This window comes from Sorangium sp. So ce1504 (assembly GCF_051521635.1).
GTDB classification, from domain to species: Bacteria; Myxococcota_A; Polyangia; order Polyangiales; family Polyangiaceae; genus Sorangium; species Sorangium cellulosum_B.
In genome coordinates, this window is record NZ_CP150365.1 from 481,226 (window position 1) to 504,205 (window position 22,980).

The following is a 22,980-nucleotide window of genomic DNA, read 5'->3' on the forward strand; positions in this document are numbered from 1 at the left end:
CCATCGAATAGGGTAGAGTCGCCGCATGGCCTTCCCCGTGTCTGTCCGTCCCGCCAATCGCATCGCGGCGAGCGTCACCTGCGGAGGCGCCGTGCAACCGCCGGCCGCCGGCCCGGACGCTCGGTCGAGCGAGGGGGGCGCGTGATCCTCGGCATCGGCATCGACGTCTGCGGCATCGGACGCATGGAGGAGGCGCTCGCGCGGTGGGGGGAGCGGTTCTGGGAGCGGGTGCTGTCCGAGCCGGAGCGCCGCTCGCTCGCGCACCGCGTGGACCGGGCGACGGCGCTCGCGGGCCGCTTCGCCGCGAAGGAGGCCGTGGTGAAGGCGATGGCGGGCGCGCCGGGCGTCAGCTGGCACCACCTGGAGGTGCGCGGCGCGCCGCGCATGCCGCCGACGATGGCGCTCCACGGCCCGGCGCGCGCGCTCGCCGAGCGCATGGGCGTCCAGCGGGTCCACCTGTCGATCACGCATGATGCAGGCGTGGCGGCGGCGGTGGCTATCCTGGAAGGGGAGAGCCGATCCCCGACCGATGCGGACGAGGACGGCGAGAGCCGATCCAGCCTGGACGAAGGGAAAGAGCGCTCGTGATTCCGGTCCTATCGCGCGCGCAGATGCGCGCCTTCGACAAACACGCGATCCACCAGTGCCACGTCCCCGGCGTGGTCCTCATGGAGAACGCCGGCCGCGGCGCCGCCGACGTGATCTCGGCGATCATCGAGGGGCGCAACGCCGGGCAGCCCGGCGACGCCGCGCACCGCGCGCCGCACCCGCTCGCGTCCGGCCTTTCGCCCGCGCGGGCGTTCTGGCCGGCGACGTTGCCCTCCGGGGCGGGTCTCCGGGGCCGCCCCGGGAGCGTCCCGCCGCCGCCGAACGGCCGCCGCGACGCCGAGGAGGCCCGCGCCGCGCGCATCCGATCGTTCCCGGTGCGGCACGTCCCGAGCCCGGGGCAGCCCGCGACGTACCCCCTCCACGCCCGCGTCGTCGTCGTCTGCGGGGCCGGCAACAACGGCGGCGACGGCTTCGTCGTGGCGCGCCACCTCCTCGCCCGCGGCGCGGAGGTCCAGGTCTTCCTGGCCGCCCGGTCCGAGAAGGTCACCGGCGATAGCCGCATCAACCACGATGCGTACGTGGATCTCGGCGGCGCGCTGACCGAGCTCCCCCCGGGCGCGTCCCTCGCCCCGCTCGAGGTCGCGCTCGCGGGGGCCGACCTCCTCGTCGACGCGATCTTCGGCACGGGCCTCGACCGCCCCATCGAGGGCCACCTCGCCGACGTCATCGGCGTCCTCAACGCGGCGACCTGCCTCTGCATCGCGCTCGACGTGCCCTCGGGCCTCGACGCCGACAGCGGCGCGCCGCTCGGCGCCGCGGTGCAGGCCGACGAGACCGTCACCTTCGGCCACCTCAAGATCGGCCTGCTCACGCCCGAGGGCGCGCGGCTCGCGGGCAACGTGCACGTCGTCGATCTCGGGGTCCCGGACCGGCCGATCCTCGCCCAGGTGGGCCACGTCGCGGAGGTCCTCCGCAAGGAGACGATCGGCTCGTCGCTGCGCCCGCGCGAGGCGAGCGTCTACAAGCACCAGGCGGGCAACGTGCTCGTCATCGCCGGCTCGTCGGGCAAGCTCGGCGCCGCGCTGCTGACCGCGCGCGCGGCGATGCGGACGGGCGCGGGCCTCGTGACGATCTGCACCTGGGCCGACACCGCGCGCGCGATGGAGTCGCGCGTCGTGGAGCTGATGACGACCTCGATCGATCCGGCCCGCATCGCGGCGTCGCTCGACGGCGCGCTCGCCGGGCGGCGGGCGGTCGCCATCGGCCCGGGCCTCGGCCTCGACGAGCGGGCGCGGGCCGCGGTGGATCACGTCGTGCTCGGCTGGGACGGCCTGAAGGTCGTCGACGCGGACGCCCTGACGCACTTCGTGGGCCGCCCGGAGGCGCTCGCGACCGCGCGCGGGAGCCTCATCATGACGCCGCACTCCGGCGAGCTCGGCCGGCTCCTGGGCCGGAGCGCTCGGGCCGTCGAGGAGGACCGCTTCGGCGCCGTGCGCGAGGCCGTGGCGCTCACCCGGGCGATCGTCGTGCTCAAGGGGGCGCGCACGATCATCGCGCTCCCGGACGGCCGCATGTTCATCTGCATGGCGGGCAACCCCGCGCTCGCCACCGCCGGCTCGGGCGACGTCCTGACCGGGATGATCGCGGCCCTGCTGTGCTCGATGGATCCCACCGCCGCGGCGAGCGCCGGGGTGCTGATCCACGCGCTCGCCGGCGATGTGTGGCGCGCGCAGACGGGCAGCGATCGGGGGCTGCTCGCGGGCGAGATCGCCGAGCTGGTCCCGGGCCTGATCGCCGCGCTGGCCGCCGGGAGCGACCCGCTCTCGACGTGACGCGAGCGCCTGCTCCGCCGGACGCCTCGCCCGGCGCCCGCTCTGCTGGACGCCTCGCCCGGCGCTCGCGCGGGTGGGGCCGCCGGGCCGGGCGCGCCGCGGGGCGGCTCGCCACCCTGGCGCGCCCGTTCTCCCTGCTGTCGATTTGACACGCGCCCGCGTGTCTCCGCCCGCGCCGTTCAGCGTGATCCGCGGCCTTCGCGAGGTCCGCGCGGTGGCACCTGCCTTGCCAGTGCCGGTTACGCAGGAGGTCCCGCCATGCTCGTCCACGCCGCTCATGCCCCCGCCCGGTCCTCGAACCCAGCGCCGCCGCCGCCCGGCGCGACGCGCGCGCTCGGGCGCGGGCCGTCCTTCGGGGCGGCGCGGACGGCGCCGGGAGAGGGCTCGCGGGGAGCGGTCGACGAGCTGCTCCGGGGCCTTGTCGAAATGACACCGGAGCTCTTCGGCCGCGCGCTGCGGCTCTCCCGGACGCCCGCGACGGCCGAGGACCTCGTGCAGGACACGGTGGAGCGCGCGCTCCGGTTCGCGGGGAGCTACGAGCCCGGGACCAACCTGCGGGCGTGGGTGCACCAGATCCTCTTCAGCGTCTTCATCACCCGCTGCCGGCGCAGCCGTCGCGAGCGCAACGCCCTCGACGTGCTCGCGACCGACCCGTGCGCGTGGACGGCGCCGGAGCGCTGCGCTGACATGCACGCGCTCTCGCCCGGCGTGCGGCGCGCGCTCGCGACGCTCCCGCCGGCCTTCCGTGACACCCTGGTGCTCGTGGACCTCGAGGAGATGTCTTACAAGGACGCAGCGACGCGGCTGGGCGTCCCGGTCGGCACCGTCATGAGCCGCCTGCACCGCGGCCGGAAGCTGCTCGCCGAGGTGCTGCGTGGCGAAGCGCCGGACGGCAAGGCCGAGGCGCCGGACGGCAAGGCCGAGGCGAGGAGCGACGTGAAGGCCGCGGCAGCATGAGCGATCGCGGCGGCGATCTCCGTCGCCCGCGACCGGGATCACGTCGCCCTGCGCTGCGCCTCTGCGGCCCGATTCGCCGTCGCGACGAGGGCTCTTTCGGCCGCCTGCGCGCCGCGCCCGCCCGCTGCGCCTTCTTGCCGCGGTGATCTGGGCCCCCTACCATCGTCGTGCCACCGAGGAAGCGTTCCTCGCCAGGAGGCACCATGGCAACGACCGCGAGAGAGCCTCACGTCGTGATCGTCGGCGGAGGGTTCGGCGGCCTGAACGCGGCAAAGGCGCTCCGCGACGCGCCCGTCCGGGTCACCCTCATCGACAGGACCAATCACCACCTGTTCCAGCCGCTGCTCTATCAGGTGGCGACGGCCAGCCTCTCGCCGGCCGACATCGCGGTCCCGATCCGATCGGTCCTGTCGCGCCAGCGCAACGTCCGGGTCCTGCTCGGCGAGGTGACGGGCGTGGACCTCGCCGGCCGGCGCGTCACCGTCGACGGCGACCCGCTGGACTACGACTTCCTGATCCTCGCGGTCGGCGCGACGAACAACTACTTTGGCCACGAGGAGTGGGCCCGGTTCGCGCCGGCGCTCAAGAACCTCGACGAGGCGCTCACCATCCGCGAGCGCATGCTGCTCGCCTTCGAGGCCGCCGAGCGCGAGGAGGACCCCGCGGCGCGGCGGCGGCTGCTCACGTTCGTCGTCATCGGCGGCGGCGCCACGGGCGTCGAGATGGCCGGCGCCTTCGCCGAGCTCGCGCGCTACATCCTCGCGCGCGACTTCCGCTCCCTCGACCCTTCGCTCTCGCGGGTGCTGCTCGTCGAGATCGGCGCCCGCATCCTCCAGGCCTTCCCGGAGAGCCTCTCGGCGAGCGCCGAGGAGCAGCTCGCGTCCCTCGGGGTCGAGGTCATCAAGGGGCGCCGCTTCCGCAGCATCGACGAGCAGGGCGTGCTGTTCGAGGACGGCGAGCGCCTCCCCGCCGCGACCGTCATCTGGGCCGCGGGGGTCCGCGGCACCCCGCTCGCGCGCGCGCTCGGCGTCGAGCTCGATCGCGTCGGCCGCGTGAAGGTCGGGCCGGACTGCTCCCTCCCCGGGCACCCGGGCGTCTTCGCGATCGGCGACATGGCCACGCTCCGCGACCGGAACGGCGTCGACGTGCCCGGCCTCAGCCCGGCCGCGATCCAGGAGGGTCGCTTCGTCGCGCGCTGCATCCTCGATGATCTCGAGGGCCGCCCGCGCGGGCAGTTCGCATACCGCGACAAGGGGACGATGGCGACCATCGGCCGCTCGCGCGCCATCGCGAAGGTCGGGCGCCTGCAGATGTCGGGCACGCTCGCGTGGCTCGCCTGGCTGGCCGTCCACGTGCTGTTCCTTATCGGCTTCAGGAACCGCTTCACCGTCATGTTCGCGTGGATGTGGCAGTACATCACCTTCAAGCGCGGCGCCCGCCTCATCACCGGCCATACCTCGCCGGTGCTCCTGGCGGCGCCCGCGCCTTCGGTGCGTCGCCCATCGCCCGCGAGCCCGGTCGCGGAGGTGGTCTCCGGCGGCCCCTGAGCGCGCCCTTCCCCCCGCTCGCTTGACGCGCGCCCTCCACCATGGCGGATACGCGTCCAGTGAAGGCACGTAGAGCCCAGACCCCCGCGCGATCGGCGGCCGCCGAGCCGCCGTCCCCACCCGCGCCCCCGGCGAGCGAGCCTGGCGGGGACGACCCGGCATTCGACGACGCGTCGGATCTCACGCCGGTCGTCGCCTCCAACCTGAAGCGGTTCCGGGCCGAGCGGGGCCTGTCGCTCGAGCGCCTGGCGAAGGCGTCCGGGGTGAGCCGGGCGATGCTGGGGCAGATCGAGCTGGGCCAGAGCACGCCGACCATCAACGTCCTCTGGAAGATCGCGCGCGCCCTCGGGGTCCCCTTCTCGGCGCTGATGAGCCAGGCGACCTCGCCCGTCACGACCGTCATGCAGGCCTCGCACGCGCGCATCCTGCGGTCTCGCAACGGCGACTTCTCTTCCAGGGCGCTCTTCCCGATGGACCGGCCGCGCAACGTGGAGTTCTACGAGCTCCGCCTCGCGCCGCGCTCGGTCGAGCACGCCGACGCGCACGCGCCGGGCACCGCGGAGAACCTGATCGTCACCGAGGGCTCGGTGGAGATCACCGTGGCCGGCGAGCGGCGCCTGCTCGAGACCGGCGACGCCATCCTGTTCGAGGCCGACAGCCCGCACAGCTACCGCAACCCGGGCAGCGCCGAGGCCGTCATGTACCTCGTCATGACCTACGGTTCGCGCGGCTAGCTCCGCCGCATTTCCGGACCCCGCCGGCCTCGTGTCCCTCCGGTATCCAAGACATGTCCTCCGTTATCCTGGCAGATCTCCCTTGCGTCCTCTGCTTTAGCGTGAGATATGTCCGTTATAGCGGCGGTCACCCGCTGCGAGGAGCAAGGAGGCGGAGCGATGCGGATCACCTGGATTGGTGGGTTGGATCGCAATCAGGCTCAGCTGGAGCGGATGGCGCTGCAGGCGGGGCACCACCTGGAGTTTCACACGGGCAACACGGGCGGCCGCGGGGCGGCCGAGCTGCGGGCGGCCATCGAGCGGGCCGATCTCGTGATCGTGCTGACCGACGTGAACAGCCACGGCGGCGTGCTCCTCGCCAAGAAGCTCTGCCAGAAGCTCGGCCGCGCGGCGTTCATGGCCCGGCGCATCGGCGCCTCGCGCTTCCAGCAGCTGCTCGACGCGCTCGCGCAGCGGGAATCGCGGTATCTCGCGACTGGATGAGGGAGCAAGGACGATCGATGCGATGCTTGATGACGATGCTTTGTTGTGTGCTGGCGCTGGCGCTCTCGGCGTGCTCGAAGGGCGACGCGGCCGGCGCCTCGAAGTCGGGGTCGGTGCAGATACTGAACGTCTCCTACGACCCCACGCGTGAGCTCTATGAAGAGGTGAACGCCGCCTTCGCGAAGCGCTGGAAGGAGCAGAGCGGACAGGACGTCACCATCAAGCAATCGCACGGCGGCTCGGGCAAGCAGGCCCGGTCGGTGATCGACGGGCTCGAGGGGGACGTGGTCACGCTCGCGCTCGCCTACGACGTCGATGCGGTCGCGTCCGCCGGGCTGATCAAGGAGGGATGGCAGGCGCGCCTCAAGGACAACAGCGCTCCTTACACGTCGACCATTGTCTTCCTGGTGCGCAAGGGCAACCCCAAGGGCATCAAGGACTGGGACGATCTCGTGAAGGAGGGCGTGGCGGTCATCACCCCGAACCCGAAGACCTCCGGCGGGGCGCGCTGGAACTACCTCGCTGCGTGGGGGTACGAGCTGAAGCGAGCGGGCGGCGACGAGGCGAAGGCGAAGGATTTCGTCGGCCGCCTCTTCAAGAACGTGCCCGTCCTCGACACGGGGGCGCGCGGCTCGACCACGACGTTCGTCGAGCGTGGGCTCGGCGACGTGCTGATCGCCTGGGAGAACGAGGCGCTGCTCGCGGTGAAGCAGAGCGGTAAGGACAAATTCGAGGTGATCGTGCCGTCGATCAGCATCCTCGCCGAGCCGCCTGTCGCGGTGGTCGACAAGGTCGTCGACAGGCGCGGGACGAGGGCGGCGGCGGAGGCGTACCTCGCCTTCCTCTCCACAGAGGACGGCCAGCGCATCGCGGTGAAGCACTTCTACCGCCCGCGCAACCCGGCGATCCTCGCGGCGGCCGAGTCGGAGGGTGTCTTCCAGAAGGTCGCGCTCTTCTCGATTGACGAGGTGTTCGGGGGGTGGCAAAAAGCCCAGAAGGCCCACTTCTCCGACGGCGGCGTCTTCGACCAGATCTACCAGGCCGGTAAGTAGACTTCGTGGCTCTCCTCTGGCGGCGACAGAGCGTTCTGCCCGGCTTCGGGCTGGCGATGGGGATTACGGTAACGTACCTGTCGCTGCTGGTGCTTGTCCCGCTGTCGATGATCTTCCTCAAGACCGCGACGCTCCAGCCCGCCGAGATCTGGGCCGTGGCGACCTCGCCGCGCGCCGTCGCCTCGTTGAAGATGAGCTTTGCGGCGTCGCTCATCGCGGCGGGCATCAACGCGGTCTTCGGCGTCCTCGTGGCGTGGGTGCTCGTGCGCTACAGCTTTCCGGGCAAGTCGATCGTCGACGCGCTCGTCGACCTGCCCTTCGCGCTCCCGACGGCGGTCGGCGGCATCGCGCTGACGGCCATCTATGCGCAGCAGGGGTGGGTCGGTCGGTTCCTGTATCCGCTCGGGATCCAGAGCGCGTTCAGCCGCCTGGGCGTCGTCATTGCGCTCACCTTCGTGGGGCTCCCGTTCGTCGTGCGGACCGTCCAGCCGGTGATGGAGGAGCTCGAGGTCGACCAGGAAGAGGCGGCGGCGTCGCTCGGCGCGGGCCGCTTCCAGATCTTCCGTCGCATCCTCCTGCCCGCGCTCTGGCCATCGATCCTCACCGGGTTCGCGATGTCGTTCGCGAGGGCGTTCGGTGAGTACGGGTCGGTCGTGTTCATCTCCGGGAACATGCCCCTCAAGACGGAGATCGCGCCGCTCGTCATCATGACCAAGCTCGAGCAGTACGACTACGCGGGCGCGACGGCGCTCGCGCTCGTGATGCTTCTCTGCTCCTTCGTGCTCCTCTTCCTGATCAACCGACTCCAGTCCTGGAGCGGCGCGCGCGGGTCGCGGAGCGCTGTCGAAGCGCCCCAGCCTGCGTCCGAGCGGCCCGCGGGGGCCAGAGCGCCCGGGGTCGCGTCGTAGTGGCTGGCGCGGCCGGCAAGCTGCGGTTCAGGTCGCGCGGGGCGGTGCGCGGCGCGACGTCCGAGCCCCCGCTGGTGCGCTGGGCGCTGACGGCGGCGGCGCTCGCGTTCCTCGGGTTCTTCCTCTTCCTGCCGGTCGTGGCGGTGTTCATCGAGGCGTTGAAGGACGGCCTCGCGGGGTACTGGCGGGCGATCACCGCGCCGGACGCCATCGCCGCCATCGAGCTGACGCTCACGACCGCGCTCATCGCCGTGCCGCTCAACCTCGTCTTCGGCGTGGCCGCGGCCTGGGCGATCGCGCGCTTCGAGTTCACGGGAAAGAGCCTGCTCGTCACGCTCATCGATCTGCCGTTCGCGGTCTCGCCGGTGATCTCCGGCATGATCTTCGTCCTGCTCTTCGGGGCGCAAGGGGTGCTCGGCCCCTGGCTCATCGAGCACGACCTCCGGGTCATCTTCGATCGTCCGGGGATCATCCTCGCGACGACGTTCGTGACGTTCCCGTTCGTCGCGCGCGAGCTCATCCCGTTCCTGGAGAGCCAGGGGGCCGACGAGGAGCACGCGGCGCTGTCGCTCGGCGCGAGCGGGTGGAGCATGTTCTTCCGCATCACCCTCCCCAACGCGAAGTGGGGCCTGCTCTACGGCGTGGTGCTCTGCAACGCGCGGGCGATGGGCGAGTTCGGCGCGGTGTCGGTCGTCTCGGGGCATATCCGGGGGCAGACCAACACCATGCCGCTGCACGTCGAGGTGCTCTACAACGAGTTCCACTTCTCGGCGGCGTTCGCGGTCGCCTCGTTGCTCGTCCTGCTCGCGCTCCTGACGCTCGTGGCGAAGCGCCTTATCGAAGGCCGGGCGCAGCGAGACGCCGCTCCTGAGATCGACCCGGCGGCGAAGGCCGGCGCGGGGTGACGCGCGCGCGGGACGGAGCGCGCGACGGAGCGAGGGCCGCTGGAGGACTCGGCACGAGCGGCACGAGAGGGAGCGCCGGGGACACGGCGCTTCCCTGGAATCGCCGTTGCCCAGGAGAACGGATGGCGCGCGGAGAACAGCAGATCTCGACGCTTCGACGCGGGTGAGCGCCGCGGGAGGTGCGCTGTCGGGGCGCGCCCAACTTGCGATTGGCCCCCGGCGCTCCAGGTTCGAGGGAGGGGTCACCATGCGGTTCTTCGAAGCGGTTGGGCGTGTGATCGGGGGAGCGCTGTCTCCTATCGCCGGGGGGGGCAGCTTCATCCGGAGAGCGAGGCTGTTCCATCCCGACGGCGTGGTCTACTGCGCGGGGGTGAAGGCGCTCGCGGTGGAGGGCGAGGTCGGCGCGCTGGCGCAGCGGCTGGCGGGGCCGGCGCTCGTGCGGCTCTCGGGCGGGATGTGGCGGTGGCGGGGCGGCAAGGGCGAGCGCCGCCCGGACGTGCTGGGAGTCGCGGTGCGCTTCCGGACCAGCGAAGAGGTGACGCCGGCCGCGAGCGCCGGCGATCAGGACCTCATCTTCGTGAGCGCGCGCCGACTTTTGCTGCTCCCGTTCGCCCTCTTCACGACGAAGAGGCACGACTTCCTGGACAACGACTACTACGCGCTGGCGCGGTTCGACGTGGCCGGCTTCGGTCGCGCGGAGTTCCGCCTGGTGCCGCTGCGCGCGGCGGTGGTGAAAGGCAACCGCCTGGAGAAGCTGGAGCGCGCCGCTGCGGCGGGGCTCGCGCTGCTGCGCCTCGAGGTGAGGCGAGGGGGCTCGCGCGCGCGGTGGATGGCAGTGGCCGATATGGAGCTGTACGAGCCGGTGGACATCGACCAGCGCGCCCTCCGCTTCAACCCGTTCCAGACGGGGAAGGGGATCGTGCCGCGCGGGCTGCTCCAGGCGACGCGGCGGGCGGTCTACACGGCCAGCTACATCGGGCGAGCCCTGGGGGCGCGGGAGAGGGTGCCGCGCGCGGGAAGGGCACGGCGCGGCGGGCGCGAACAGTAAGCTGCGCGGGTGTTCTGGAGGGCTGCGGCGGGAACGTGCCGGAGCCCCCCTCCGCCGGCTCCAGGATCGGGACGGGAGGGAACTGGAAGCCGGAACGACGACAGAACGAGCGTGGCGGAGCGCCGGCTGAAGGGACGGCTCGGCCGCGTGAATGTAGACGGCGGTATCAAAGGCGTTGACAGCCGCGCAGAGATGAGGCATGACCTCCCGCCGCTTCGAACAGTCGGTGAGGTAGCCAAGTGGTTAGGCAACGGTTTGCAAAACCGTTATACGCGGGTTCGAATCCCGTCCTCACCTCCGCAACGACGACAGTCCGGCCCGAGCGTTGACCGAGGTGCCCCGGCCTTACGAGGCGAGCGCGGTGCGCCGGCGAAGCTGACGGGCGCTCGCCAGCGCGCCGGTATCGTCGACGTGAGCCGGAGCGGTACGGTCGCCACCACGGCGCTCGCGTCCTCGCCTCAGCGAGGATCGAACCAGGTGTAGCCGTAGTCGAAGCAGAGCTCCTCGCCCGCGTGGATGTCGCGGAGCGCGATGGCAGCCATCGAGTCCGGCACCGGGCCGTCATTCATCTCGACGTTGGGTGTCGCCGAGTGGTTGTAGAGCGCGAGCAGCCCCCACGCATACGCCTTCTCCCGCCCCGGCTCCTCCCCCCACGTGAACACGTGATGGAGCGCCTGGCAGTCGCGGTGGTCCTCGGTCTTCAGATCCGACGCCTGGAAGCAGCTGACAGCGGCCCACTCGACGACGGCGCCCTTTGGCAGGAACCGGCGAGCGAAGACGCCCCGGCCCTTCCCAGGGATGCGGCGCCACACGACGTTCGGATGGAACTGGTTCTCGGCGATGAGGGCGTCGATTTCCTGGTCGGTCATGGCAGGCGCCGCCGACGCTATCACGCCCCGCCATCTCGGGTCACCGCCACGCCCCAGCAGGATACGCGGTGCCACCTGCGGTCCGGACCTCGCGCTCGAGTACAGCGGCGAGAGAGGGGCGTCCAGCGAGCGCGGCGGTGCTCGAACGCCTATCGGCAGCGCGGCCTATCAGCACGAGCACCCGGCAGGTCGTGAAGAACGTGCTGCTCACGCACGAGCGCACGCTGGACCGGACGATGCGCGAGCTCCTCCTCGCCCGCCCCATCGAGCAGGAGCTCACGAAGGACCAGATCCTCGAGCTCTACCTGAACCACATCTATTTCGGGCACGGCAAGACGCAGTGATCGTCGCGAGGCGACCCGGCTCCTTCGGCGCCCCGCGCCGCGGCCTCCTGCTCGGGCTGGCCGGGCGCGCGGCGCCCTGGTGATCCTCGCGGCGCGACGCCGGCCCCACGCGGCGCCGCCGCGCGCTATGTTCGGCCCGCCCGCATGAAGTGGTCGCCGATCCTCGCCGCCCTGCTCCTGCTCGCAGCCGCGTGCAAGAGGCCCGACCCCGCCGAGGAGGCGGTCGCGCTCTCGCCGCAGGCCGCGAAGGGCAAGGCCATGTTCTCCACCCTCTGCGCGGCGTGCCACGCCCCCAGCGCCAAGCTGGTCGGCCCTCCGCTCAGCGAGATCGCAGCGCTCTACAGGACCGATCCCGCGGGCATCGTCCGCTGGGCCGTGACCCCGGGGCGAAAGCGCACCGACGTCCCCCCGATGCCCAGCTTCCGCGGCGTCCGGGAGTCGGATCTCGCCGACATCGCGCAGTACATCATCGAGGCCGGCACCGCGGCCGGAAAGCAGGGTCCATGATCTATTCGTTCGTCCTCGTCGCGCACTCGTGGCTGCGCTGGGTCGTCCTGCTGCTCGGGCTCCTGGCGCTCGCGCGGTCGGTCCGCGGCTGGGCCCAGCGGGGGCCGTGGACGACGGCGGATCGCAAGGTGGGCGCGGCGTTCGTCGGTTCGCTCGACGCCCAGCTCCTCCTCGGCGTCTTGCTCTACACCGCGCTCAGCCCGCTCAGGCCCACGTCGCTGGCCGCGCTGAAGGCCGCCATGCCCATCGCGGCGCTGCGCTTCTTCGCCGTCGAGCACATCTTCGCCATGATCGTGGCGGTGGCGGTCGCCCACGTCGCCTGGGCCCGGGCGAAGCGAGCCCCGGACCCCACCGCGCAGCACCGGCGCCTGGCGCTCGGCGTCGTCTTCACGCTGCTCATCATCGTCGCCGCCATCCCCTGGCCCTTCATGGCGTACGGTCGCCCGCTCTTCCGGCTGCCCTGAGAGGCCGCCCGCCGTCGCCTGCGCATCCCCGGAGCAGCAGCCCGGGGCGCCGGCTCACGCCACGTCCTCCCGGCTCATCCGGAGCAGCCACAGCGGGGCCAGCGCCTGCGACAGGCTCCGCACCAGCGACGACTCGGCATACCCCATCACGTAGTCCTCGATCTCGATCGGCGCGGTCGCGCCCGGGCGGCGCGGCGGGTCGAACCGGACCCGCCGCACCACCGGGAGGAGCTCGGCCGGGTTCGGCGGGAGCGCGCGCCCGCGCCGCGCCGCCTCGTCGAACGCCGCCTGCAGGTCGAGGTGCTCCCGGACCGCGCGCGCCGGCGAGAGGCCCGGCCGGGCCGGCAGGACGCGCACCCGCACCACCTCGGGGCCGCGCGAGAGCGACGTCCAGACGTGCGCGCCCGTCTCGAGCTCGAAGAAGTCCATCACGCACAGGCCCACGACGCTCAGGACGAGGAGCTCCGCCCCGCGCCCGGGGGCGGCGAGCATCGCCTCGATCCCCGCCGCCCCGCGGCCCTGCTCGACCACGCGCGCGCGCCCGTCGCCGTCGGACGCGCTGCCGAGCGGCGCGCACGCCCACCCCTCCACCTCCCCCCCTGCCTCGCCGTAGGCGCGCGCGAGCGCCTCGAAGAGCCCCTCCTCGGGCTCGTCGCGCGCGCCGGCCGGCCCCTCGTCGAAGCGCGCCGCGCGGAGCAGCTCGATCAGGACCGCGTGCTGGCCCGGCTCGTCCACCTTGCGGAGCGCGCGCCGGAGCGCGTGGCCCTCCGCGATGCACTCCAGGACCTCCTGCTTCGCCGGCCGGCGCAGCGGGCCCGGCAGCTGGCGCCGGTGGAACAGGCGCACCCGGGAGCGGCTCCACTCGTCCTCGACCGTCACGTAGCCGAACCGCCGCACCTCCAGGTCGAGGTGTTGTTGCTCGTCGTCGTCGCCGCTCCGCCGCCGGACGAGGTCGATCCGCTCGCGGAACGCCCGGATCGCGCCGCGCATGGCGTCGAGGTTGAAGACCGCCTCCGCGTGCTCGTGCGCCTCGGGCCCCTCGGCGGCGGTCCGGCCGTGCTCCGCGAGGTGGTAGCGGATCCGCTCGGAGAGGCGCGCGAGGCCGTCGCTCCGATCGAGCGCGTCGACGAACTCGAGCAGCGGTGAGAGCTCCGCCGTGAGCGCGCCGAGCGGCCTCCCCATGAGCGGCGCGAGGGCCCACGCCGCGGCCGCGGGCTCGGCCTCCGCGAGCGCCTCGCGGTGCAGCGCAAACGTGGGTGACGCGGGGGACTCGGGTGACGCGGGTGACCCGCGGGACGCGGCGCCTTCGCCCGCCGCGGCGGCGCCGTCGCCGCGCGCGGTCGTGAAGATGCGGATCACCTGCATCGCGGCGGGCGCGCCGCGGGTGAGCGCGTCGCTCAGCAGCGATCCGATCTCGTCCTCGATGAACCGCTTCACCGAGCGGGCGCCGTCCTCGGCCACGAACGCCTCGCGCGCGATCCGCTCGGCCACGCCGGCGCCCCGGCGCACGAAGACGCTCCGCTCGGCGAGCCCGCGCCGGCCGAGCAGCCGGTCGAGCTCCTTCTCGGCCACCCGCACCGCCACCTCGGGCGTCAGCGGGCGGAACGGCACGACGCGATCGATCCGGTTGAACAGCTCCGGCGGGAAGAAGTCGCGCACCGCCCGCGCGACCTCCTGGGCCGACTCCTCCGCGATCGCGATCGCCCGCGCCTCCGAGAGCCCCGCGCCGCCGAAGCCGACCAGCGCCCGCGACCGCGCGCCCAGGTTGGACGTCATCACCACCACCGCGTGGTGGAAGTGCGCGGGCCTCGCCGCCGCGTCCGTGAGCCGCCCGTCCTCGAAGAGCTGGAGCAAGAGGCCGTGCACCGACGGGTGCGCCTTCTCGATCTCGTCGAGCAGCACCAGCGAGAACGGCTGCTCCCGCACCCGCTGCGTCAGGAGCCCGTCGGGCGCGTAGCGATCGCCGACGAGCCGCGCCGGCGCGTCCGGGCCGCTCTGCTCGCTCATGTCGAAGCGGAGCAGGCGCGACGCGCTGCCGTAGATGAGCTCCGCCATGCACCTGGCGAGCTCGGTCTTGCCGGTCCCCGTCGGCCCGGTGAAGAGGTACACGCCGTACGGGCGCCGCGGATCCACGAGGCCCGCCTTGATGCGCGCCACGAGGTCCGCCGCCGCGCGCACGGCCTCTGGCTGGCCGATCACCCGCCGGCCGAGCTCCTCCTCCAGCGCGCCGGCGTCGAGCGGCTCGTCGCCGCCCAGGAGGAGCCGCGGTACGCCGGTCTTCTGCGACAGGAGCCGCAGCACGTCCTGCGAGCCGATCGGCCGCGGCGCGTGGCCGCGCGCCGGCCCCGGATCCCCGGAGAGGGAGGGCGTCACGCCCGCGCGGACGACCTCGCGCAAGAGGTCGATGGCCTTGCCCGGCAGCGCCTGCGCCGAGAGGAGCGATCCGCCGAGGTCGAGGATCGTCCGCAGCACGTACGGGCTCACGCGGGCGGCGTGGCGCTGCTCGAGCGCGCGGACCTCCCGCACCATGAGGCGGAACGTCTCGGAGGGCGTCGCCTCGGGGAGGAAGAGCGGCGTGAACAGGGCCGCGAACGACGGGGACTCCTGCTCGAGGAGGCGGAACGCCTCGGGGGAGCACTCGCCGACCATCACGATCTCGCGGCGGGAGAGCGGGCCGCGGAAGAAGTCGGCGAGCGAGCGTTCGCTCTCGCGCGACCTGCCGATCCGGCCGAAGTGGTGGAGGTCGTCGATCACGAGGATCGCGCCGCGGCTGCGCGCGTCCTCGACGAGCTCGACGCACCGCTTCTCCCAGTCGCCGAGGTGGCTCATCCCGGCGATGAGCCTGCGGCCGCTCACGGCGACGACGTCGCGGACGCGGTCGAGGTTCTTGTGCGCGCCGTACCCGTCGGCCGCGAGGAGATCGAGCACCGCCCGGTGGATCAAGGTCGTCTTGCCGCACCCCGGCGGGCCGACGACGACGACGGGCTGCGCCCTGCCCGCGCCGAGCAGCAAGGCGAGCTGCTCGCGCTGCGGCGATCGCGGCACGCCCGCGTCGAGATTGCCCTGGGCCGCGCGCTGCGTGAGGCTCACGCCGAGGTTCGGCAGGACCTTGAGGCCCCGGCGCTTCTTCCAGCGGAACGCCGGATCGGCGCCGGTGTCGTCGTCGCCTGGTCGCTCCGGCAGGTCCGCGAGCGCCGAGCGCGGGGCGCACGAGAACGACAGCGCCGCGATGCGCTCCTTGCCCCGGCTCCAGAGCCGCGCGACCTCGTCGTCGTCGAGCGCGGCCCACGCGACCTGGAACAGCGCGCGGAGCTGCTCGTCCAGCGGGAGATCCTCGCGGATCGGCGCGGCCTCGCCCTGGCGGGCGGGGTGGTAGGCGAAGACGACGCGCTCGTGCTCCGAGGCCCAGCGCGGCTCGAGCACGACGGGGCAGAGCCCGCTCACCTTGCGCCGCTCGGCGGCGCCTGAGAGCGTGAGCTCGAGGCGCACCTTCTCGAGCCGGATGCCGCGGGGGAACTCGAAGCGCGCGAGCTCGGCCGCGCGCGCCTTCTCGAAGACGGCCCTGAGCTCCTCGGTGAGCAGGCGCCGGACGCGCTCCGCGTGCCGCCCCTCCCGCGAGCGCGTGCCCGGGCCGAGGCCGAGCGTCACGCACTCGACGTTCGTGGTCCGCCGTTCGAAGAGCGGGATCGTGAAGTGCACGGCCTCAGGGTAGTGGCTCTGCCAGGTCAGGCGCCGGGCAAATCATCCAGCGCCGGGCCGTCCCCGCCTGCGCTGAAGTACTCGCTCCGATCCAGCCCGCTCCCCTCGTCCTCGAACAGGAGCAGGTGCGTCAGCGCGACCTCGTCGAGCCGCTCAAAGTACCAGGCCGGATCCATCGCGATCCGCGCCCTGCGCCCCGCGATCAGCGCCGCGCCCTCGACCTCGTCGAGCTCGCGCGCGGCCGCCCCGCGCCGCCGCGCCGCGGCCGAGCCGGCGGGCGGCGGCGCGAGCGACCTGTGCTCCCACTGGTCCTCGGCGATGTCGGCCGCGTGCGCGACGAAGTGCACGAACACGTGCAGCCGGCCGTCGTCCGGCGCCTCGCCCGCGTCCCGCTTGCGCGCGACCACCCGGTGGAGCCCCCGCTCCAGCGAGAGGAACGCCCCGGCGTACGCGCCGGTGCAGCGGAGGAGCACGCTCCGGAACCCGCGCTTCGGCTTGTCGAGCGCGTCCAGCACGTCGCCCGGAGCGCGCGGCGGGCCCCACCGCCGGCTCGCGGGCCACGCGCCGTCGCCGGGCCCGGCCCGGTCGCCGTCGATGTGCAGCGTCGCGCCCCACCCGCGCCGCGGGAGCTCCTTGAGGAGCGGCGCGAGCCACCGCTCGAACGCCCCCGCGTCGAGCTCCTCCAGGATCAGCGTGATCGCGTCGCGCCGCGACTCGGTCGCGACGAGCGCGCGGGGCAGCACCTTGCGCACGCCCTCCCACGCCGCGCGCGCCTCGCCCGCGAGCCCGCGCACCTCCTCGCCCTCGAGCAGCGCCATCAGGGCGAGCTCCTCGACGCCGTGCATCTCCTCCTGCGCGCGCTCGAGCTGCCCCCACAGCTCGCTGAGCCGGTGGTGCTCGGCCTGCAGCGCCGCGGCGTCGATCTCCTTTCGCCGATCGCGCGACGGCCCGCTCGCGAGGCTCAGCTGCGTCAGCAGGAAGTCGATCTGCTCCTTGAGCTGCTCGAGCGGCCCGAGGCCCATCCACCGGTCCACCTCGCGCCGGAACTCGCCGACCTGCTCGACGCCGAACGCCTGCTGCGCGGCCTTCGCCGCGCGCCGCCGCCGCGCCGCGAGGCGGAGCGCGGGCGTCTCGGCGCGGGCGACCACGGCGCCGTCGGCGGGCGCCGCCGCTTCAGGCTCGCCCGCCTCGGTCACCCACACCGTGAGATCCCGCGCGTCGCCCCCGAGCCTCGCGAGCAGCCGCGCGAGCGGCGCCGCGAGGTGCTCCTCGACGTGGCGCCGCAGCGCCCGCGCCCCGTACGCCGGCGCGTGGCCGTCCTCGGCGAGCCGCGCGAGCGCCCGCTCCGACACCTCGAGCGCGACGCCCGCCTCGGACAGCCCGCGGCGCTGGGCGAGGCGCTGCGCCGTGAGGCGCGCGACCTCGGCGAGCTCCGCCCGGGTCAGCGCCCGGAAGGGCACCACGCGATCGATGCGGTTCACGAACTCCTGCCGGAACGCGCCCGCGACGACGCGCTGGTAGTGCGCCTCGTCCAGCGCGGCCTGCTCCTCCGGCCGCTCCGCGCCTCGCTCGCCGGCGAACCCCGCCCGCGCGCGCCGCTCCGCCGCGCCGAGGTTCGACGTCATGATCACGATCGCGTTGTGGAAGTACGCCGTCCTGCCGCGCGCGTCGGACAGGCGCCCCTCGCCGAGCACCTGCAGCAGGAGATCGAACACGGCCCGGTGGGCCTTCTCGATCTCGTCGAGCAGGAGCACGCAGAACGGCTGCTCGCGCACGCGCTGCGTGAGCAGCCCGCCCGCGCCGTCGGTCCCGCGGATCAGGCGATCGGCCGCGCCCTCGCTCGAGAACTCGCTCATGTCGAACCGCGAGAGCCGATCGGGTGAGCCGAAGAGCAGCCCGGCGAGCGCGCGGGCGAGCTCTGTCTTGCCGACGCCCGTCGGCCCCACGAAGAGGAACGCCGCGAGCGGCTTGTCCGGCGGCGAGAGCCCCGCCTTCACCACGGCGATCGTCTCGGCGAGCGCGCGCACCGCGCGCTCCTGCCCGACCACGCTCGCGCCGAGGTCGCGCGCCACGCGGTCGACGCGGAGCGGGAGATCGTCGCGCAGCAGGAACGCCGGCATCCCGGTGCGCATCGAGAACAGCTCGTGGAGATCGCTCCGGCCGAGCGTGACCGGCTCCCCCTGCGCGGTCCGCTCCCGCTCGTGCACGGCGCGCAGGTCCTCGTAGAGGCGGACCGCCTTGCCGGGGAAGGCGCTGTAGGGCAGGTAGCGCTCCGCGAGATCGACGAGCGCCGTCAGCGCGTCGCCCGCGACCGCGGGGCGGTGCGGCTCGACGCGGCCGTCGCGCTCGGCGCGCGCGGCGAGCGCCTTCCGGGTGCTCTCGGCCGAGAGCGGATCGATCCGGATGCGGCTCAGGCCCGCGAAGAACGCCCAGTGCCGCCCCTCGAGCGCGTCGAGCCGGTCGTCCCGGAGCTCGCACAGGACGCGCACCCGCCCCTCGTCGAGGTAGGGCCGCATCGCGCCGGCCAGGTCCACGTGCCCCCCGTCGACGCGCTCGGCCAGGAGATCGTCGAGGTTCTCGAAGTAGAGCACCGCGTCGAGCGCGGCGGCGGCCTCCATCACGCCGTGGATGCGCTCCTGCCACTGCCCGAGCCCGCTCATGCCCGCGATGAGCTGCGCGCCCGACGTCGCGTAGACGAGCCGCGTCTGGCGGGCGACGTACGCCAGCGCGAGCGCGGTCTTCCCGGCGTGCTCCGGGCCCACGAGCAGCACGCCGAGGCGCTCCTCGCCGTCGAGCAGCGCCGCGAGGCGCGCGAGCTCCGCGTCCCGGCAGGCGAGCGGCGGCGTCGCGAGCGGGCTCCGCTGCGCCGCCACGTGGAGCGGCGTCGCCACCGCGACGAGCGTCTCGACGGCCTTCTTCCGCCGCGCGCGCTCCACGATCGAGGCGCCGCGCGGCCCGTGCCCGCCCGCGCGCTCGGGCTCGGGCAGCGGCGCGTGGAGCACCTCCAGGCGGTGCGCGCTCCCGGGCAGGAGCCCCAGGTGCTCCCACGTCGACAGGACCTGCGACGCGAGCAGCCGGCGCACCTCGTGCCGGATCGCCGCCTCGATCGGCTCGCCCGCCTCCACGTAGAACGCGTGCCCGAGGCTCGGCACGAGCACCCACGCGTCGCTGTCGCCGCGCTCCGCCGCCGGCGTCTCCGTCTGCCCGCGCGCGTCCTGCTCGCCGGCCGGCACGACGACGCAGGGGAAGCTCACCGGCACCTCGTTCCGCAGCTTGCGCGGCAAGTCGTCGCGCGGGACGGGGACGCTCACGGAGAGGAGCCCTGTCCCTTGCGGGAACGAGAGCCTGGAGACCGCCTCGGGCCGGGCGCGCGCGGCGTGCTCGCGCAGGAAGAGCTGCTGCTCGACGAGGACGTCCTCGTCGCGGCCGAAGCTCGCGACGTCCGGCGCCGCGACGGGGAAGGCGAGGCACGCGCCGTCGAAGCGCTCGCGCACGAAGACGAGCGCCCTGGCGGTGCGCCCCTCGCTCGCGTCGCGAGCCCCTTCCGCGGACGCGCCCGCTCCGTCCTCTGGAGCGGGCGCGGATCGCCCGTCGTCGCTGGAGCTCGTGCTCATCCGAGAGGGCGGAGCAGAGCCGATCCGCCCTCCCGGCGCAACCGGGCGATCCGCGTGATCCGCGTGATCAGCTCACGTCGGGTCGGCCTTGGGCGTGGTCGGCCCGCTCGGGGGCAGCTCGGGCTGCTTGATGTAGTCGGTCGGGAGATCGCCGGTGAGCGACTTGAGGAACGCGACGATCGCCTTCACCTCTTCGGGCTTGGCCTCCACGCCGAGCTGGTGCCACGCCATCTTGGTCACCGTCTCGTCGAGCGTCGCGATGGAGCCGTCGTGGAAGTACGGGAAGGTCTTCTCGACGTTCCTGAGGCTCGGGACGCGGAAGAAGAACTTGTCCTTCTCGTCCTTCGTGTGGTCGAAGCGCCCGTTGTCCTTGAGGCCGGGGAACTCCTTCACGAGGCCGAGCTTCTGGAACGTCGAGCCGCCGACGGCGACGCCCGTGTGGCAGGTCGGGCACCCGAGCGAGATGAACTTGTGGAACCCGGCCTTCTCCTCGGCGGTAAGGGCCTTGTCGTCGCCGCCCAGGAACTTGTCGAAGCGCGACGGCGTGACCAGGCCGCGCTCGAACGCGCCGATCGCCTTGGCCATGTTGTCGTAGGTGATCGGCTCCTTGTCGTCGGGGAAGGCCGTCTTGAAGAGCTTCACGTACTCGGGGATCGACTTCAGCGTCGTGATGACCCGCTTCTCGTCCGGCATGGCCATCTCGACGGGGTTCAGGATAGGCCCTTTGGCCTGGTCCTCGAGCGTGGCCGCCCGGCCGTCCCAGAACTGGGCGACGTGGGGGCCCGCGTTGTACGCGGAGGGCGAGTTGCGGCCGCCGAGCTGGCCCTTGTGCCCGGAGGAGAACTGCTTGTTGTCGACGCCGTAGCTCGAGAGGCCATGACACGAGTTGCAGGAGATATCGTGGTTCTTCGAGAGGCGCGTCTCGTACCACAGCATCCTTCCCAGGGTCACCTTGTCATCGGTGATCGTGTTCTTGTCAGTCTCGAATTTTGCGGGCAGGACCTTGAAGGACTTGACGTCCTTCGGATCGAAGACGAGCGGCTTCACGTCGCTTGTCGCCGCGGCGGTCGCGGCGGGCTTCGCCGTGTTCGAGGCCGGGGCGGCCTTGTGCTCGTACTCCGCGGATCGCTCGCAGGCGCCCAGCCCGGCGGCGATGAAGAGCACACTGATGAGAGATGAGGGCCAACGCATGAGGTCTCCTGGCTCGTGAGGACGCCGTCCACGGTATGAGAGAGCCGCCGTGGACGTCAACGCGCGCCGCGGCCGCCCCGTCGCCGCGCTCGCCGGCCAAGGCGCGGTGCTGGCGGCGGTCGCGGGGGGCGCCCCCGGGGTGATGCGTGTTACCGGCCGGTTGCGACTCGTTGTTTCGAAGGTAGCGCAATGAATGTCGAGGTGCCTCCTGCGCGCCTATCTCCTCCGAGGTGCGCTTCTCCGTTTCGCCCGATTTCTCCGAGATGTTGCGCGGCGCGCTCGCGCGGCCTGCGGGGTGTAGCGGGCGAGCTGCGGTACGGCGGAAGCGTGGAGGCGCGGAAACGCCGGAGGGCGGAAGCGTGGAAGCGCGGAAACGCCGGAGGGCGGAAGCGTGGAAGCGCGGAAACGCCGGAGGGCGGAAGCGCGGGAGCGTGGACGGGACGATGCGAGGCCGGTCGGCGAGGGGCCCCTTGCGCGCCCGGGGGGCGCCGGGCAACCCTTTCGGCCGTGCAATCGCCGATCGACAGCGGGGTCGTGCTCATCACCGGCGCGTCGTCGGGCATCGGCCGCGCGCTGGCGCACGAGATCGCCCATCGCGCCCGGGCGCTCGTGCTGGTCGCGCGCCGCAAGGATCGCCTGGAGGCGCTGCGGGCCGATCTCGCCGCGGCGCGGCCGGCGCTCGCCGTGCTCGCCTTCGGCTGCGATGTCACCGATCGGGCGGCGGTCGACGCGATGCTGCTCGCCGTCGAGGCCGAGGTCGGGGGGGTCGACGTCCTCGTCAACAACGCCGGCTTCGGTGACATCGGCGTGTTCGATCTCTCCGCGTGGTCGCGCACCGAGCAGATGATCGCGCTGAACGTGACGAGCCTCGCGTACCTCACGCACCGGCTCGTCGGCCCGATGGTGTCGCGCGGGCGCGGCGCGATCGCGAACGTGAGCTCCGGCTTCGGGCTGACGTTCGGGCCCGGGATGGCCTCGTACGTCGGCACGAAGCACTTCGTCACGAGCTTTACCGAAGCGCTCCGCCTCGATCTCGCCGGCACCGGCGTGCGGGTGACGCAGGTCTGTCCGGGGCCCGTGCAGACCGAGTTCAACGAGGTGGCCGGCAACTTCACGGGCCTCGAGCCTCCCGCGCTCCTGTCGATCTCCCCGGAGCGCTGCGCGCGCGCGCTGGTCCGCGCGGTGGACCGCGGCCTCGCGCTCGTGGTGCCCGGGGTGGTGGCGTGGCTCGTCATCCATCTCGGCGTCATCTGCCCGCGGTGGCTGCTCCGGCTCGCCTACTGGCCGATCGCGCGCGTGCTGCGGAAGAAGCAGCTCGCGGTGCGCGACGCTCCGGCGCCGCCCTGAGCCCGCGTCTCGGCGGCCACGGTCGCCGAGGCGGCGCGCGCGCGCTCGTGGCGCAGGACCTGCGCGCCGCGGCGAGAGCTGCGGACCAGAAGGTTCATCTGCGGCCGTGTCCGCCCTCGTGGTAGCGTCAGGCTCCTCTCGTCGAGCTCTTGAGGAGAACCACGGATGAAGAAATATCGGTGTCTGGTCTGCGGATTCGTCTATGACCCGGGGGTCGGTGACCCCGACACAGGCGTTGCGCCGGGGACCTCGTTCGAGGACCTGCCTGACTCCTGGATGTGCCCGGAGTGCGGCGCGACCAAGGCCGATTTCGAGCCGATCGACGAGTGAGCGGGCCGCCCCTCCGCGCCGCCTCGGCGAGCCTCGCGCCGCGGACAGCGCGGAGGCGCCGGCAGCGTGAGCACATCGGCCGCGCGGTCTCCGCGCACCGATGTGCTCCTCGGATCGCGCCGCGCGCCGCCCCGGTGGACGCTCCACGTCATCCACCGTCGATGGGCCTGACGCACGCGGCCGGGTGAACGCCAGCCGCGACCGCGCGGGCGCTCGGCGCAGCGAGGCACAGGGCGACGTCGAGGAACGCCGCGGCGGGCGCTCAGCGCAGCGCGCTGCCTCCCGTGCGGACGGGAGCACCTCATCGCGGTCACCTCACGCCCGATCCAGGCGCTGGCCACGCGTTTGCTCGATCTCAGGCGCTCTCCGCGGACCGCTTCTCATGCGATCACACGCTTTCGAGAGCGTGACAATGGCGTGGAGGATGAAGAAGAACGGCTAAGAAAGAGAATTGAGCTGCTTCGAGGGTGGACCTGACAGGGATCGAACCTGCGACCTCTAGAGTGCGATTCTAGCGCTCTCCCAACTGAGCTACAGGCCCTCGCTTTCGAGAGCGCGGACTCTACTCGCCGGGGCGCCGCTGTCAAGCATGGATCGCGG

Annotated in this window: 19 protein-coding genes and 2 tRNA genes; 16 read left to right on the plus strand and 5 right to left on the minus strand. The window is 73.0% G+C overall.

What is annotated here, in order from left to right:
* Positions 1 to 141: 141 nt before the first annotated feature.
* From acpS to WMF39_RS01890, 11 genes are all read left to right on the plus strand, one after another.
* Entirely contained in the window at positions 142 to 588 is a 447-nt protein-coding gene (gene acpS, locus WMF39_RS01840) for a holo-ACP synthase (protein WP_437743839.1), read from the plus strand.
* Positions 585 to 2,381 (plus strand): NAD(P)H-hydrate dehydratase, encoded by a 1,797-nt coding sequence (locus WMF39_RS01845; protein WP_437743840.1) that lies wholly within the window; start codon positions 585 to 587, stop codon positions 2,379 to 2,381. The genes acpS and WMF39_RS01845 overlap by 4 nt, the downstream gene beginning before the upstream one ends.
* Before the next feature lie 258 nt (positions 2,382 to 2,639).
* Positions 2,640 to 3,338, plus strand: a complete 699-nt coding sequence (locus WMF39_RS01850) for an RNA polymerase sigma factor (protein ID WP_437743841.1) — start codon at positions 2,640 to 2,642, stop codon at positions 3,336 to 3,338.
* A gap of 203 nt (positions 3,339 to 3,541) precedes the next feature.
* Positions 3,542 to 4,885 (plus strand): NAD(P)/FAD-dependent oxidoreductase, encoded by a 1,344-nt coding sequence (locus WMF39_RS01855; RefSeq protein WP_437743842.1) that lies wholly within the window; start codon positions 3,542 to 3,544, stop codon positions 4,883 to 4,885.
* 41 nt (positions 4,886 to 4,926) lie between these two features.
* A complete protein-coding gene (locus tag WMF39_RS01860) occupies positions 4,927 to 5,619 on the plus strand; it encodes a helix-turn-helix domain-containing protein (RefSeq protein WP_437743843.1) in 693 nt (230 codons plus the stop codon).
* Between the two features lie 159 nt (positions 5,620 to 5,778).
* On the plus strand, positions 5,779 to 6,102 hold the full coding sequence (locus WMF39_RS01865) for a DUF2325 domain-containing protein (RefSeq protein ID WP_437743844.1): 324 nt from the start codon (positions 5,779 to 5,781) through the stop codon (positions 6,100 to 6,102).
* Complete coding sequence (locus WMF39_RS01870; protein ID WP_437743845.1) at positions 6,099 to 7,154, plus strand: sulfate ABC transporter substrate-binding protein; 1,056 nt, start codon at positions 6,099 to 6,101, stop codon at positions 7,152 to 7,154. The genes WMF39_RS01865 and WMF39_RS01870 overlap by 4 nt, the downstream gene beginning before the upstream one ends.
* Positions 7,155 to 7,159: 5 nt before the next feature.
* Positions 7,160 to 8,062 (plus strand): sulfate ABC transporter permease subunit CysT, encoded by a 903-nt coding sequence (gene cysT / locus WMF39_RS01875; RefSeq protein WP_437743846.1) that lies wholly within the window; start codon positions 7,160 to 7,162, stop codon positions 8,060 to 8,062.
* Entirely contained in the window at positions 8,062 to 8,967 is a 906-nt protein-coding gene (gene cysW, locus WMF39_RS01880) for a sulfate ABC transporter permease subunit CysW (protein WP_437743847.1), read from the plus strand. The genes cysT and cysW overlap by 1 nt, the downstream gene beginning before the upstream one ends.
* Before the next feature lie 247 nt (positions 8,968 to 9,214).
* Positions 9,215 to 10,015: a hypothetical protein gene (locus tag WMF39_RS01885; RefSeq protein WP_437743848.1), complete on the plus strand. Its 801-nt coding sequence runs from the start codon at positions 9,215 to 9,217 to the stop codon at positions 10,013 to 10,015.
* 225 nt (positions 10,016 to 10,240) lie between these two features.
* A tRNA-Cys gene (locus WMF39_RS01890) sits at positions 10,241 to 10,312 on the plus strand.
* Between the two features lie 161 nt (positions 10,313 to 10,473).
* Here WMF39_RS01890 and WMF39_RS01895 read toward each other — a convergent pair.
* A complete protein-coding gene (locus WMF39_RS01895) occupies positions 10,474 to 10,884 on the minus strand; it encodes an SET domain-containing protein (protein ID WP_437743849.1) in 411 nt (136 codons plus the stop codon).
* Between the two features lie 137 nt (positions 10,885 to 11,021).
* Between WMF39_RS01895 and WMF39_RS01900 the strand changes: the two genes are divergently transcribed.
* The 3 genes from WMF39_RS01900 to WMF39_RS01910 all read left to right on the plus strand — a co-directional run bounded on the left by WMF39_RS01900 (position 11,022) and on the right by WMF39_RS01910 (position 12,199).
* On the plus strand, positions 11,022 to 11,228 hold the full coding sequence (locus WMF39_RS01900) for a transglycosylase domain-containing protein (RefSeq protein WP_437743850.1): 207 nt from the start codon (positions 11,022 to 11,024) through the stop codon (positions 11,226 to 11,228).
* A gap of 144 nt (positions 11,229 to 11,372) precedes the next feature.
* Positions 11,373 to 11,735, plus strand: a complete 363-nt coding sequence (locus tag WMF39_RS01905) for a c-type cytochrome (protein WP_437743851.1) — start codon at positions 11,373 to 11,375, stop codon at positions 11,733 to 11,735.
* On the plus strand, positions 11,732 to 12,199 hold the full coding sequence (locus WMF39_RS01910; RefSeq protein WP_437743852.1) for a hypothetical protein: 468 nt from the start codon (positions 11,732 to 11,734) through the stop codon (positions 12,197 to 12,199). Before WMF39_RS01905 ends, WMF39_RS01910 begins: the two co-directional genes overlap by 4 nt.
* A 54-nt stretch (positions 12,200 to 12,253) precedes the next feature.
* Here WMF39_RS01910 and WMF39_RS01915 read toward each other — a convergent pair whose 3' ends face one another.
* The 3 genes from WMF39_RS01915 to WMF39_RS01925 all read right to left on the minus strand — a co-directional run bounded on the left by WMF39_RS01915 (position 12,254) and on the right by WMF39_RS01925 (position 20,703).
* Complete coding sequence (locus tag WMF39_RS01915; protein ID WP_437743853.1) at positions 12,254 to 15,898, minus strand: AAA family ATPase; 3,645 nt, start codon at positions 15,896 to 15,898, stop codon at positions 12,254 to 12,256.
* Between the two features lie 26 nt (positions 15,899 to 15,924).
* Positions 15,925 to 19,512: an AAA family ATPase gene (locus tag WMF39_RS01920; protein WP_437743854.1), complete on the minus strand. Its 3,588-nt coding sequence runs from the start codon at positions 19,510 to 19,512 to the stop codon at positions 15,925 to 15,927.
* Positions 19,513 to 19,584: 72 nt separating this feature from the next.
* The gene (locus tag WMF39_RS01925; protein ID WP_437743855.1) at positions 19,585 to 20,703 is read right to left on the minus strand and encodes a cytochrome-c peroxidase; all 1,119 of its coding nucleotides are present in this window, start codon (positions 20,701 to 20,703) and stop codon (positions 19,585 to 19,587) included.
* A 507-nt stretch (positions 20,704 to 21,210) separates the two neighbouring features.
* Between WMF39_RS01925 and WMF39_RS01930 the strand changes: the two genes are divergently transcribed.
* Both WMF39_RS01930 and rd read left to right on the plus strand, forming a co-directional pair.
* Positions 21,211 to 22,050, plus strand: coding sequence for an SDR family NAD(P)-dependent oxidoreductase (locus tag WMF39_RS01930; RefSeq protein ID WP_437743856.1), 840 nt, complete (start codon positions 21,211 to 21,213; stop codon positions 22,048 to 22,050).
* Between the two features lie 165 nt (positions 22,051 to 22,215).
* Complete coding sequence (gene rd, locus WMF39_RS01935; RefSeq protein ID WP_437743857.1) at positions 22,216 to 22,380, plus strand: rubredoxin; 165 nt, start codon at positions 22,216 to 22,218, stop codon at positions 22,378 to 22,380.
* A gap of 468 nt (positions 22,381 to 22,848) precedes the next feature.
* Here rd and WMF39_RS01940 read toward each other — a convergent pair.
* A tRNA-Ala gene (locus tag WMF39_RS01940) sits at positions 22,849 to 22,921 on the minus strand.
* Between the last annotated feature and the right edge of the window lie 59 nt (positions 22,922 to 22,980).

Coding starts and splice junctions, on each gene's coding strand:
- WMF39_RS01910 (WP_437743852.1), top strand. CDS start 11,732: ATGATCTATTCGTTCGTCCTCGTCGCGCACTCGTGGCTGCGCTGGGTC.
- WMF39_RS01920 (WP_437743854.1), bottom strand. CDS start 19,512: ATGAGCACGAGCTCCAGCGACGACGGGCGATCCGCGCCCGCTCCAGAG.
- WMF39_RS01870 (WP_437743845.1), top strand. CDS start 6,099: ATGAGGGAGCAAGGACGATCGATGCGATGCTTGATGACGATGCTTTGT.
- WMF39_RS01860 (WP_437743843.1), top strand. CDS start 4,927: ATGGCGGATACGCGTCCAGTGAAGGCACGTAGAGCCCAGACCCCCGCG.
- WMF39_RS01865 (WP_437743844.1), top strand. CDS start 5,779: ATGCGGATCACCTGGATTGGTGGGTTGGATCGCAATCAGGCTCAGCTG.
- WMF39_RS01850 (WP_437743841.1), top strand. CDS start 2,640: ATGCTCGTCCACGCCGCTCATGCCCCCGCCCGGTCCTCGAACCCAGCG.
- WMF39_RS01925 (WP_437743855.1), bottom strand. CDS start 20,703: ATGCGTTGGCCCTCATCTCTCATCAGTGTGCTCTTCATCGCCGCCGGG.
- WMF39_RS01885 (WP_437743848.1), top strand. CDS start 9,215: ATGCGGTTCTTCGAAGCGGTTGGGCGTGTGATCGGGGGAGCGCTGTCT.
- WMF39_RS01855 (WP_437743842.1), top strand. CDS start 3,542: ATGGCAACGACCGCGAGAGAGCCTCACGTCGTGATCGTCGGCGGAGGG.
- rd (WP_437743857.1), top strand. CDS start 22,216: ATGAAGAAATATCGGTGTCTGGTCTGCGGATTCGTCTATGACCCGGGG.
- WMF39_RS01895 (WP_437743849.1), bottom strand. CDS start 10,884: ATGACCGACCAGGAAATCGACGCCCTCATCGCCGAGAACCAGTTCCAT.
- WMF39_RS01905 (WP_437743851.1), top strand. CDS start 11,373: ATGAAGTGGTCGCCGATCCTCGCCGCCCTGCTCCTGCTCGCAGCCGCG.